The following is an 11,857-nucleotide window of genomic DNA, read 5'->3' as shown; positions in this document are numbered from 1 at the left end:
GCCACCCGCCCAACCCGGGCCTCCTGCCCCCCGTGGACGCCCGCACGGGGGCCTTGGCCCCCTTTGGGGGCGCGCGGGGGGGGGGGGGGGGGGGGGGGGGCCCCCCCCCCCGCCCCCCCCCCCCCGCTCCCACAGCACGGTCCTACAACAGCCCTCAGTTGCCGGTGGTCATGGACTTGAGCACGCCGTCGCGGCGGATCAGGCCGTGCATCAGCGCGGCGCCCATGTGCGCCAGGAACGTGAGGAAGAACAGCCACGCGAGGTAGCGGTGCGCTTCACGCAGCCAGGCAAACAGCGCAGGATCCTGCGGCAGGATTGGCGGCAGGACGAAACCGCCACCCATCGTCACCGGGTACTTCCCTGCCGAGAGCATGCCCCAGCCGATCAGCGGCATCAGGATCATCAGGGCGTACAGCACCCAGTGCGAGCCCTTCGCGGCGAGCTTCTGCCACTCCGGCATATCGACGGGCAGCGGCGGCGGCCGGTGCACCAGGCGGAAGCCAAGCCGGATAAGCGCAAGGACGAAGATCGCCATGCCCAGCGGCTTGTGGATCGCGAGGAGCGTGGCGTGCTTCTCCGCCAGTGTGCTGACCATGCCCGCGCCGATGAACAGCATCGACAGGATCATGAGCGCCATGAGCCAGTGCAGCACGCGGGCGAACGGATGGAAAGTGTCGTAGCGACTCATGGCTGTCCCTCCTTCGGCCGTTCGGTGCCCGGCAGGTGGCCTTCCTCGCTGGTGCGGCGCAGGTAGGATTCCGCATATGCCGCCGAGCGCGCCACGATGATCGGATCGCCCGAGATTTCCATGCCATGCGGCAGGATCGCGGGATCGTAGTTCACGTCACGGCACGGGCCATCGGCCTGCGGCTGCCAGCTGTCGAGGACGATCGTGCCGGCATCGACCACCTTGCGGTCATCGGGCCAGGCTTTCGCCGCGTCATCCACCGGATCGCCATCATTGGCGAAGACGAACTGCAGGTGCCAGCGCGCCGGCCCGGCCGCGAGGCGCTTCTGCAGGTCGGCGGCGAGGTAATCCGTATCGCCCGCGGCCGGGCTGCCATCGCCCGTGGAAGGCGTTTCCGGCACGACCTGCCAGCGCACCGCGTGGCGCTGGCCGGAACCATCGCGCAGGTAGAACGCGTTGAGGCTCTTGTAGGTCTCGTCGACGTAGCTGGCCGGCGGCTTGGCCTGCGAGATCCACGCCAGGAACGGGCCCGTCTCCGGATGCGAACCGAAGAAAGCCTTGGCCTTGTCCGGGTTCGGCTTGCCCGTGGCGGGGTCCGGCGCGGTGGCGACGTTCAGGTCGTAGAAATCCTTCGGCGTCGATACCGGGAACACCGGCATCGCGTTCATGCCGGTACGCCACTGCTCACCATCGGCCATATCGAAGCGCAGGGCCATGCTGCGGATCGGGGCCGAGCTATCCGGTGCCTGCGGGTTACCGCCAGGGATAGCGAACCGCCCGACGAGCGGCGTACTCACGCCCTGGCCGAACAGCTTGGCCTCGGAGAAGCTGGCCAGTTGCCCGTTGGATTCGAAACGGCCGCCCACGCAGATGCCCTTGGCGTGATTACGCCGGTAGCCCGGGTGCAGGCCCGAGTTGGCCTGGAGCAGGCTCACGATCTTCTTTGGGCCGAGCCGGTCGGGGGTCAGCCAGCCGCCGGCATAGCCGAAGACGAGCGCGGTACCGACAACGGCCAGGCCGATCACGCCCCAGCGCCAGGCAAGGCCTGACGGCGGGCGCGGGTTCCTGGGGTCCTGCATGGTGTTTCTCCTTTCCCCGCGACGCGGGGCTTCAAAAGGTGGGACGCACGTCAGCGACTTTTATTCCCCGTGCACGGAATATTCCGTCACGACGGTCGTCTAACCCATGTCCCGCTCCGGCAAGAGGCCCGGCATGCCCGATACGCAATTCGACGACGCCCTGCGCCTGATGCTGCCGCGACTGCGGCGCTTTGCGCTGTGGCTCGCCCGCGATTCGCATGCGGCGGATGACCTGGTCCAGTCGACGATGGAACGGGCCCTGGCGAAAGCATCCTCCCGCCGTGATGACGAGAGTCTGCGGGCATGGCTGTTCGCGATCTTGTACCGGTTGTTTCTTGACGGGAAACGCCGGGCCAGCCGGTACGCGCTGCTGCTGAACGCGCTGGGCCGCGACGAGGCGCCCACCTGGCCGTCCGCCGAGCGGGTGGCCGAGGCGCATTCGACCCTGGCGGCGTTCGCATCGTTGCCTGTAGAGCAACGCAGCCTGCTGCTTTGGGTCACCGTGGAGGGGCTCAGCTACCAGGAGGTGGCCGGGATCCTGGGTGTACCGATCGGCACCGTCATGTCCCGTCTTTCGAGGGCCCGGCGCGCCTTGCGCGCGCTGGGCGATGGATCCACCGAAACCCCTGCCCTGCGACTCCTGAAATGAGCACCTCACCCCCCAGCGAACACGATATCCACGCCTACGTGGACGGCCACCTGGACGAGCCGCGGCGCAGCCACGTGGAGCGCTACCTCGCCCGCGACGCCGAGCGGGCGAACGAGGTACAGGCCTGGCGCCAGGGTGCACAGCAGTTGCGCGCCCTGCTGGCGGGTGACCTGGCCCCGGTACCGGCCATGGATCCGGTCGCGGTACGCGCCCGTGTCCACGAACGCCGCGTGCGGCGCGTGGCGCTGGCCGCGGGGTTCGTGCTGTGCCTGGGCCTTGGCGCGATCGGTGGCTGGGCGGCGCGTGGCATGGGTGCAGGCGCGACGGCGCCCATGGCCGATGCGATGCAGGCCTACCGCCTGCTGGCGGTGGACCACGGCCTGGGCCTGGATATCAGCACACCGAATGAAAACGACCTGCGAGCGTGGCTCAGCGGCCGCGTGGGTGCGGACGTACGCCTCCCCGACTTCGCCGATGCCGGTTTCCGTCCCATGGGCGGGCGCCTGTTCGCCACCGACCAGGGGCCGGCCGCCATGGTCCTGTACGACGACGGCAACGGCCACACGGTGAGCTTCTACGTGCGCCCGCCGGGCGAAGCGCGCCACCTGCTGCCACGCGGCGAACGCGAGGACGGCGGCCTGCTGGCGAACTACTGGTCGAAAGGCAGCCACAACTTCGCGGTGGTGGCGTTGGCTGATGCTGCCGGGCGGCTGGCCGCGCAGCGCATCGTCAGCAAGGCGCTCTAGCTCGCGCGTTGGCGAGGGGCCACGACTGCATTTGTGGGAGTGAGCTTGCGAACGATGCTCTGCCGCAAGGCCATCGTTCGCAAGCTCACTCCCACAACAGCCAGACGGCTTAGCGTTCGAACAGCTCGCCGTTGTGCAGCTCCAGCGTGCGGTCCATCCGCTTCGCCAGGCGCTGGTCGTGGGTGACCAGGACGAAGCTCGTGCCGATTTCGCGGTTGAGCTCCAGCATCAGGTCGTACACCGCGGCGGCGTTGGCCTCGTCGAGGTTGCCGGTGGGCTCATCGCCAAGCACGCAGGCGGGCCGCGTCACGAGGGCGCGGGCCACGGCGCAGCGCTGGCGTTCGCCACCGGACATCTCCGCCGGGCGGTGGCGCAGGCGTGCGCCCAGGCCGACGCGTTCGAGCAAGGCGGTCGCTTCCTTCTGCGCCTGCGCGATGGCCACGCCGCGGATCAGCAGCGGCATGCACACGTTCTCGAGCGCGGTGAACTCGGGCAGCAGGTGGTGGAACTGGTAGATGAAGCCGAGCGAACGGTTGCGTTCGCGGCCACGCTCCGCATCGGAGAGTTCGGACAGGACGCGGCCATTGACCTCGACCTTGCCCGCGGTGAGCGTATCCAGGCCACCGATGATGTGCAGCAGCGTGGATTTGCCCGAACCGGAGGCGCCCACGATGGACAGCGTCTGCGCGCGGCGCAGTTCGAAGTTCACGTTGGAGAGCACGCCGGTGCGCAGGTCGCCCTCTTCATACACCTTGGCGACGCCGGTGGCGCGCAGGACGATATCGTTCGGCTTATTCATAGCGGAGCGCCTGGGCGGGCTGCACGCGCGAGGCGCGCCACGCCGGGTACAAGGTGGCCAGCAGCGAGAACGCAAAGGTGACGACCACCACGGAGCCCACGTCGGACCACAGCAGCTGGCTCGGCACCTCGCTGATGTAATACACATCCGGCGCGAGGAAGGTGTGGCCGGTGACGTGTTCGATGAACTTCACGATGGCCGGCAGGTTGTACGACAGCAGCGAACCGAGCAGCACGCCGGCGCTGATGCCGACCACGCCGACCAGCAGGCCCTGCACCATGAACATGCCCATGATGCTGCGCGGCGTGGAACCCAGCGTGCGCAGGATCGCGATGTCGGCCTGCTTGTCCGTCACGAGCATCATCAGCATGGAGATCAGGTTGATCACCGCGACCAGGATGATCAGCGAGAGGATCACGAACATCACGGTCTTCTCCATGTCGATCGCATGGAAGAAGTTGGCGTGCGTATCCATCCAGGTCTGCACGCGATAGGTCTGGCCGAGCTTGTTCACCAGGTCCTGCGCCACGGGCCACGCCTCGCGCATGTCGTCGAGCTTCAGGCGGATCCCGGTGGGACCCGACTGGCCGTTGAGGCGCTCCGCATCGGGCATGCTGACCAGGGCCAGGTTGGAGTCGTACTCCTGCATGCCCAGTTCGAAGATGCCGCTGACGGTGAAATTGCGCAGCTTCGGCACCGCGCCCATCGGCGTCGCCGTGAACTGCGGGACCACCACGGTGACCTTGTCGCCTGTCTCGACGCCCAGCTCCTGGGCCAGTTCGCGGCCGAGGATGATGTTCCAGCTGTGGTCGGTGAGGTCGGTCATCTTCCCTTCGACCATGTGCCGGTCGAGGTCGGAAACCTTCGGCTCCATGTCGGGCACGACGCCGCGGATGATCGCGCCGCTGGAACGGCGGGCCTGGAGGAAGGCCTGGATCTCGACGTAGGGGGCGGCCCCTTCGACATGCGGCGTGGACTTCGCCACGTCGACGGCGCGCTGCCAGTCGCGGACGGTCTCGTCGATGCCGGATACGGTCACATGCGATACGGCGCCGAGGATGCGCGTGCGCAGCTCGCTATCGAACCCGTTCATCACCGACATGACCGTGATCAGCGCGGTCACGCTGATGGCGATACACACGATGGAGACCGTTGAGATGAACGAGATGAACTGGTTGCGCCGCTTGGCCCGCGTGTAGCGCAGGCCAATGAAGAGCTCGAGGGGTCTGAACATACCTGTCGAAAAGCACCTTGGAAGGGGGAGCCGCGACGAAAAACGCGCACCGCGCGGCAGATTGCCCGATGCAGCCCGCCTCGGCAACTAGGACGGGGCCGGGCCATGAACTTGTGGGAGCGCGCTTGCGCGCGATGGGTGCTCGCGGCAAGCCCCATCGCGCGCAAGCGCGCTCCCACAACCGTGGGTCAGGCAGGCGGGTCAGGCGCCGGCCGAGCCCAGCCGGACTCGCAGGATCCGCAGCGTCTCCGGCTCCATGTTGTCCGGCCCGAGGACCAGGCTGGCCTGGCCGCCGTGCCAGAAAAGCCGTAGGCACACCCATTCACCGACCACGCGGGCGTCCCGGGGTTCCGCGGCGTGGAGCGCGCCATCACGATCCACGACGAGCCAGCCACCACCGGGCAGCCACTGGGCTGCCGTGATCCGTGGGTGACGTTGCTGGTGGACGCGCCACAGGCCAAAGGCCAGCGCAGCGAGGGAAAGCGCCATCCGGGCGGCAGCGGGGAGTTCGGTGGGCCACGGCGCCATGGCCCCGGCGGCAACGATGCAGAGCAGCAGCAGGCTCAGCCTGGCCGACGGGCGTGCCTCAAAGGTGATGCCTTGTGCGGATGTCATCGATGATTGCCTGCCAGTCGTCGCGCGGGGCGTGGGCATGGCCCATCACCCAATCCCAGAGATCGGGATCCTGCACGTCGAGCAGCTCATCGAATGCCAGCCTGGCCGCCTCATCCGCGTCGGCGAAGCGCTCGTCGAGCCACCAGCCGAACAGCTGGTCGAGTTCGCGGGTACCGCGGCGGGTACGCCAGCGCAGGCGCTTGAGGCGGGCTTCTTCCATCACAGACGCACCTTCGGGAGTGAAAACGACTGTGGGAGCGGGGGGGGGGGGGGGGGGGGGGGGGGCCCCCCCCCCCCCCCCCCGCCCCCCCCCCCGCTCCCACACTTCTCATCGAGGCCTTAGGCCGAGCGGCGCTGGACGATCAGCTTCTTGATTTCCGCGATCGCCTTGGCCGGGTTCAGGCCCTTCGGGCAGGTGCGGGCGCAGTTCATGATGGTGTGGCAGCGGTACAGCTTGAACGGATCCTCGAGATCGTCCAGGCGGTTGCCGGTGTCTTCATCACGGCTGTCCACGATCCAGCGGTAGGCCTGCAGGAGGATGGCGGGACCAAGGTAACGGTCGCCGTTCCACCAGTAGCTCGGGCACGAGGTCGAGCAGCAGGCGCACAGGATGCACTCGTAGAGACCGTCGAGCTTCTTGCGGTCTTCCGGCGACTGCAGGCGCTCCTTGTCGGCCGGGGCCGGGCTCTGCGTGCGCATCCACGGCTTGATCGACGCGAACTGCGCGTAGAAGTGCGTCAGGTCGGGCACCAGGTCCTTCACCACCGGCATGTGCGGCAGCGGGTAGATGTTGATGGTGCCGTTGCTGCCGCATTCCTCGATGGAGCGCGTGCACGCCAGGGTGTTGGTGCCCTGGATGTTCATCGCGCACGAACCGCAGATGCCTTCGCGGCACGAACGGCGCAGCGAGAGCGTCGAGTCGATCTCGTTCTTGATCTTCAGCAGGGCGTCCAGGACCATCGGGCCGCACGTATCGAGATCGACCTCGTACGTATCGGTGCGCGGGTTCTGGCCGTCATCCGGCGTCCAGCGGTAGATCTTGAAGGTGCGCGTATTCTTCGCGCCCTTCGCCGGGAAGTGCTTACCGGCCGTGATAGTGGAATTCTTGGGTAGCGTGAACTCTGCCACGATTGCCTCTCCGGTCCGGTATTAGTAAACGCGCTTTTTCGGCGGCACGACTTCGACTTCGTCCGTCAGGGTGTACATATGCACCGGACGGAAATCGAACTTCGAGCGGCCTTCCTCGTCGATCCAGACCAGCGTGTGCTTCTGCCAGTCGTGGTCGTCGCGGTCCGGGAAATCCTCGCGGGCGTGGGCGCCGCGGCTCTCGGGGCGCTGGTTGGCCGAATGCATGGTTGCAACGGCCTGGGCCAGCAGGTTCGAAAGCTCCAGGGTCTCGATCAGGTCGGAGTTCCAGACCAGCGAACGGTCGGTGACCTTCACGTCCTTGAACTTCGAGAACACCTCGGAGATCTTGCTCGAACCTTCCTGCAGGGTTTCGCCGGTGCGGAACACGGCGGCGTCGTTCTGCATGGTCTTCTGCATCTCGGCGCGGATGGCGGCCGTCGGCGTGCTGCCGTTGGCGTAGCGCAGCGCATCGAAGCGGCCCAGGGCCTGGTCCAGCGCATTCGCCGGCAGGTCCGGATGGGCCGTGCCCGGCTTGATGACCTCGGCGCAGCGGTTTGCCACCGCACGGCCGAACACCACCAGGTCGAGCAGCGAATTGGAGCCCAGGCGGTTGGCGCCGTGCACCGACACGCAGGCGGCCTCGCCGATGGCGAACAGGCCCGGCACCACGGCATCCGGATCGTCACCGAGCTTGGTGACCACTTCGCCGTGGTAGTTGGTCGGGATGCCGCCCATGTTGTAGTGGACGGTCGGCAGCACCGGGATCGGCTCCTTGGTCACGTCGACGCCGGCGAAGATGCGCGCGGATTCGGCGATACCCGGGAGACGCTCGCCGATGACCTCGGGACCGAGGTGCATCAGGTTCAGGTGGATGTGATCCTTGTTCGGACCCACGCCACGGCCTTCGCGGATTTCGATGGTCATGGCGCGGCTGACGACGTCACGCGAGGCAAGATCCTTCGCGTTCGGCGCGTAGCGCTCCATGAAACGCTCGCCCTCGGAGTTGGTGAGGTAGCCACCTTCGCCGCGGACGCCTTCCGTGATGAGGCAACCCGCGCCGTAAATACCGGTCGGGTGGAACTGCACGAACTCCATGTCCTGCAGCGGCAGGCCGGCGCGCAGCACCATGCCGCCGCCATCGCCCGTGCAGGTGTGGGCCGAGGTGGCGCTGAAGTAAGCACGGCCGTAGCCGCCCGTCGCCATGACCACCGCGTGGCCGCGGAACAGGTGGAGCGTGCCTTCGTTCATGTCGAGCGCGAGCACGCCGCGGCAGACGCCATCCTTGTCGAAGATGAGGTCGATCGCGAAGTATTCGATGAAGAACGTGGCGTCGTGGGCCAGCGCCTGCTGGTACAGCGTGTGCAGGATGGCGTGGCCGGTACGGTCGGCCGCGGCGCAGGTACGCTGCGCGGTGCCCTTGCCGTAGTGCGTGGTCATGCCACCGAACGGACGCTGGTAGATCTTGCCTTCTTCCGTACGCGAGAACGGCACGCCGTAATGCTCGAGTTCGATGATGGCCGGGATCGCTTCGCGGCACATGTACTCGATGGCGTCCTGGTCACCGAGCCAGTCGGAGCCCTTGATCGTGTCGTAGAAGTGGAAGCGCCAGTCGTCTTCGCCCATGTTGCCCAGCGCGGCGGAAATACCGCCCTGCGCGGCGACGGTGTGCGAACGCGTCGGGAACACCTTGGTGATGCACGCGGCCTTGAGGCCTTTTTCGGCGAGGCCGAACGTGGCGCGCAGGCCAGCGCCACCGGCGCCGACCACGATCACGTCGTACTTATGTTGTTGGACCTTGTAGGCTTCCATGGATCAGCTTCCGAGCGCGACACGCAGCACGGCCAGCACGCCCGTGAGCGCGGCAAGTACGGCGATGAACTTGATGAGGACCAGCGAAGCCACTTCGAGCCAGCGGGTATGGACGTAGTCTTCGATGACCACCTGCAGGCCGAGTACGGCGTGGCGGAACATCGTGACGATGAAGGCGATGGCCAGCACGGCGTTCCAGGGCTTCGCGAGCGTGGCGCGTGCCGTGGCGAAGTCGGCATGCAGCAGGCCGAGCAGCGTGCAGAGGAACCACAGGGTCAGGAACACGAGGCCGAGCGCGGTGACGCGCTGGAGCATCCAGTGGCTGACGCCTTCCTTCGCGGAGCCCAGGCCGCGGGCCCGGGCGAGCGGGTTGCGCAGGTCCTTGCTCATGCGTGGCCTCCGGTGAGCACGTAGGCCCAGACGGCGATGGTCAGCACGATGGCGACCACGATCGCGGTCCAGCTGGAGCGGACGAACGACTCGATGGCGTAGCCCTTGCCCGTGTCCTGGACCAGGTGGCGGATGCCGTTGGCCAGGTGGTAGAAGAACGCCAGGGTCCAGCCGATCAGCACCAGCATGCCAAAGGCGCTGCCGGCACAGGCGGTGAACGTCGCGTAGGCTTCGGGGCCGGCGGCGAGGGACGCGAGGCCCCAGACGATAAGGAGGCTACCGACGGCAAGGATGATGCCGGTGGCGCGATGCAGGATGGAAGAAACCATCTGCACTTGCCATTTGTAGACCTGGAGGTGGGGTGAGAGCGGTCGTCCCGTTTGTGCCATGGCGGCTATCCTGGATTGGAATCGCTGATGCCCAACTAGCCCTCGCACGCCTTCCGGTCAGAAGTCGATGCAGCGTCCGTTCTTTTCCCAATCACCGTAACGGGTGGGATCCAATGGCGCTTTCTCGACCCCTGGCACACCGTTCGTGGGGACGACCGGCGGTACGAGCGGTTTCGCGGGAGCGGAATCGTTCGACTTTTCGGGCGCTGAGGGATGGTCGGACATGGTTATAAAACTCTAAAAGCGTAATACCTGTGCCTGTTCAGCACAACCTTGACTAACCCGGCAAGGCTTGGTTTGGCCTTGGCCTGACCGTATATCTTACTCCTCCCTCCCCTTCCCCGCGCCCCCATGCCGAGCCGTACCACTCGCCCCATCACCCTCGCCGGCCCCGATGCCGCCGCCTTCGCCAACGCCCAGCTGAGCAGCGACGTCCTTGCCCTGGCCACCGGCCGCTGGCAATGGAGCGGCTGGCTCGACCCCAAGGGGCGGGTCCGTGCGCTGTTCCAGGTCGCGCGTGTCGCCGACGACCGCTTTGTCATCGTGCCGCGCGGTGGCGATGGCGAACGCCTCGCGAGCGACCTCAAGCGTTTCGTGTTTCGTTCGAAGGTAACGATCACCCTGCACAATGCACGCTTCATCGCCGATGGCGATGCATGCGACGACATGCATGCGATCGAAGGCAACGACGCTTCACTCGTGCTTGGTGAAGGGGATGCATCGATACATATCGGTATGCGCGATGACGGTGATGCATGGATCGCGCGACATATTGAAAAAGGATTCGCGTGGTTGCCCGATGAAGCACTCGACGCGTTGTTGCCACCTGCGCTTTCCATGGAACGACTGAATGCGGTGTCGTTCAACAAGGGTTGTTTCCCGGGCCAGGAAATCGCTGCGCGCCTGCATTTCCTCGGCGGGCACAAGCGTCACCTGCGCACGGTGCGACCTGATGTCGCGCTTACGCATGGACAATCACTGCGCATTGACGGACGTGATGTCGGTATCACTCTGATGCACAACGAATCCGTAGAACGCCCTATATCGCTTGTCGTATTGGAAGATGCCGCGGCTCAGGCGGAAACTCTTGAAATTGACGGCGTACGCCTACACGTCTTGTCGACGTTCGCTGCGTGACGTTTCGCACAGTTTCGTAAAAAATAGTTTCTGAACAGCGTGAGCCTAAGCTGAATCGTGCCGCATCTGCACTTGCGTAAAACGTGACGCGCCACTAGTCTCCGCCGATCCCATTGCGTGGCCATGGTGTATCGCCATGGTTACACCCGCGACGATCCGTCGACGATGACGGTTCTGGCGCGACCCGGCGAAAGCCGGTGGATATTGAACTGCGCGCCGCCTTAGAGCGCGCTGTAGCCGACGGAGCCGCCGCCATCGCGATGCCGCTCCCTTTCGGCGAACCCCTACCGGGAGGCTCCGGACAGCCGCCCAGTACAGTCACAGTGTGTGACGCCCGAAGCATTCGTGTTCAACCGCTTACCCCAGCGGATGCATTCGGTTGGTCCAGGTAGTAACGGCCTGCCCGCCCGTCTACCGCCCGTACGTCCCCCATGGCTCTTCCAAGAGACGCCGCAAGTGACGGAAAAGCTCGTTGGAGGCAGAAACACATGAAACTCTCAGCATTGCTCTGGATGGCGTCCGTCCTCCCGAGCCACCTTGCCGACCAGACGTGCCTGGCGACGACGGTGTACCTCGAAGCACGTAGCGAACCGACCATCGGGCAGTATGCGGTGGCCGAAGTCGCCCTCCGCCGGCGTGATCGCGGCATGGGTGGCAAGAATGTGTGCGACGTCGTTTCCGCGCCGCGCCAGTTCGCTATCACCACCACGCCGAAGGATTTTGAGGTCACCGACCTCGTCTCCTGGACAAAGGCATGGAAGATCGCCGGCGACTCGCTCAATAACTGGAGCCTGCCGAAGAGCGAACGCCTGGTTTATGTTCCGCAGGCGGATCACTTCGCCACCGTTGCTGTCGCACCCACATGGTCCGCCAGCCGCATCGTCCGCAAGATCGGCGACCACGCGTTCTACGCCGTGAACTGACGAAGCGCTACACAACGTGGGGAAAAGGAATCGGGGCGGGCAGCTTGCGATTCCCGGGAAAAAGGGGCCCTCGGACGAGGGTCTTTTTTTTGGCCAAAAGAAACCCGCCATGCGGCGGGTTCAATCAAGCCTTGCCAGATACCTGTGGGAGCGGGGGGGGGGGGCGGGGGGGGGGGGGGGGGGGGGCCCCACCCCCCCCCCCCCCCGCCCCCAAAGTGGGCGGGGCGTCAGAGTAAAACCCGGCCGTAGGCCCAAAAACACGGAAAGGCCG

At 66.1% G+C, this 11,857-nt stretch carries 15 protein-coding genes; 4 read left to right on the top strand and 11 right to left on the bottom strand.

Features of this window, described 5'->3' with window-relative positions; genetic code table 11:
- Positions 1–154 precede the first annotated feature (154 nt).
- A complete protein-coding gene (locus tag ACZ6YI_RS18765) occupies positions 155–688 on the bottom strand; it encodes a cytochrome b (protein ID WP_465779974.1) in 534 nt (177 codons plus the stop codon).
- Positions 685–1,767 (bottom strand): catalase family peroxidase, encoded by a 1,083-nt coding sequence (locus ACZ6YI_RS18760; RefSeq protein ID WP_465779973.1) that lies wholly within the window; start codon positions 1,765–1,767, stop codon positions 685–687. Before ACZ6YI_RS18760 ends, ACZ6YI_RS18765 begins: the two co-directional genes overlap by 4 nt.
- A gap of 133 nt (positions 1,768–1,900) precedes the next feature.
- On the opposite strand from ACZ6YI_RS18760, the gene ACZ6YI_RS18755 reads away from it, so the two are divergent.
- Positions 1,901–2,416 carry an RNA polymerase sigma factor gene (locus ACZ6YI_RS18755; RefSeq protein WP_465779972.1) on the top strand — a complete coding sequence of 172 codons (516 nt, stop codon included), beginning with the start codon at positions 1,901–1,903 and terminating at the stop codon, positions 2,414–2,416.
- Positions 2,413–3,162, top strand: coding sequence for an anti-sigma factor family protein (locus ACZ6YI_RS18750; RefSeq protein ID WP_465779971.1), 750 nt, complete (start codon positions 2,413–2,415; stop codon positions 3,160–3,162). The genes ACZ6YI_RS18755 and ACZ6YI_RS18750 overlap by 4 nt, the downstream gene beginning before the upstream one ends.
- Before the next feature lie 109 nt (positions 3,163–3,271).
- On the opposite strand, the gene lolD is transcribed toward ACZ6YI_RS18750, so the two are convergent.
- The 9 genes from lolD to ACZ6YI_RS18705 form a co-directional block, all read right to left on the bottom strand.
- Positions 3,272–3,961: a lipoprotein-releasing ABC transporter ATP-binding protein LolD gene (lolD, locus tag ACZ6YI_RS18745; RefSeq protein WP_440325332.1), complete on the bottom strand. Its 690-nt coding sequence runs from the start codon at positions 3,959–3,961 to the stop codon at positions 3,272–3,274.
- On the bottom strand, positions 3,954–5,195 hold the full coding sequence (locus tag ACZ6YI_RS18740; protein ID WP_465779970.1) for a lipoprotein-releasing ABC transporter permease subunit: 1,242 nt from the start codon (positions 5,193–5,195) through the stop codon (positions 3,954–3,956). The genes lolD and ACZ6YI_RS18740 overlap by 8 nt, the downstream gene beginning before the upstream one ends.
- 201 nt (positions 5,196–5,396) lie before the next feature.
- Positions 5,397–5,810 (bottom strand): hypothetical protein, encoded by a 414-nt coding sequence (locus tag ACZ6YI_RS18735; protein ID WP_465779969.1) that lies wholly within the window; start codon positions 5,808–5,810, stop codon positions 5,397–5,399.
- The gene (locus ACZ6YI_RS18730; RefSeq protein ID WP_440325667.1) at positions 5,782–6,030 is read right to left on the bottom strand and encodes an FAD assembly factor SdhE; all 249 of its coding nucleotides are present in this window, start codon (positions 6,028–6,030) and stop codon (positions 5,782–5,784) included. The genes ACZ6YI_RS18735 and ACZ6YI_RS18730 overlap by 29 nt, the downstream gene beginning before the upstream one ends.
- A gap of 119 nt (positions 6,031–6,149) precedes the next feature.
- Positions 6,150–6,938, bottom strand: coding sequence for a succinate dehydrogenase iron-sulfur subunit (locus ACZ6YI_RS18725; RefSeq protein WP_247336199.1), 789 nt, complete (start codon positions 6,936–6,938; stop codon positions 6,150–6,152).
- Positions 6,939–6,959: 21 nt separating this feature from the next.
- Entirely contained in the window at positions 6,960–8,747 is a 1,788-nt protein-coding gene (gene sdhA, locus ACZ6YI_RS18720; protein WP_465779968.1) for a succinate dehydrogenase flavoprotein subunit, read from the bottom strand.
- A gap of 3 nt (positions 8,748–8,750) precedes the next feature.
- Entirely contained in the window at positions 8,751–9,137 is a 387-nt protein-coding gene (gene sdhD, locus ACZ6YI_RS18715) for a succinate dehydrogenase, hydrophobic membrane anchor protein (RefSeq protein ID WP_440325664.1), read from the bottom strand.
- Positions 9,134–9,526, bottom strand: coding sequence for a succinate dehydrogenase, cytochrome b556 subunit (sdhC, locus tag ACZ6YI_RS18710; RefSeq protein WP_440325662.1), 393 nt, complete (start codon positions 9,524–9,526; stop codon positions 9,134–9,136). Before sdhC ends, sdhD begins: the two co-directional genes overlap by 4 nt.
- Before the next feature lie 57 nt (positions 9,527–9,583).
- Positions 9,584–9,751: a DUF1674 domain-containing protein gene (locus tag ACZ6YI_RS18705; protein WP_440325660.1), complete on the bottom strand. Its 168-nt coding sequence runs from the start codon at positions 9,749–9,751 to the stop codon at positions 9,584–9,586.
- 126 nt (positions 9,752–9,877) lie between these two features.
- On the opposite strand from ACZ6YI_RS18705, the gene ygfZ reads away from it, so the two are divergent.
- Positions 9,878–10,663, top strand: coding sequence for a CAF17-like 4Fe-4S cluster assembly/insertion protein YgfZ (gene ygfZ, locus ACZ6YI_RS18700; RefSeq protein ID WP_465779967.1), 786 nt, complete (start codon positions 9,878–9,880; stop codon positions 10,661–10,663).
- Between the two features lie 488 nt (positions 10,664–11,151).
- The gene (locus ACZ6YI_RS18695; RefSeq protein WP_465779966.1) at positions 11,152–11,586 is read left to right on the top strand and encodes a cell wall hydrolase; all 435 of its coding nucleotides are present in this window, start codon (positions 11,152–11,154) and stop codon (positions 11,584–11,586) included.
- Positions 11,587–11,857: the final 271 nt, after the last annotated feature.

Source organism: Luteibacter sp. NPDC104163 (genome assembly GCF_055584245.1).
The sequence above is the reverse complement of the archived record's forward strand: the minus strand, read 5'-3'. Positions and strand labels throughout refer to the sequence as shown.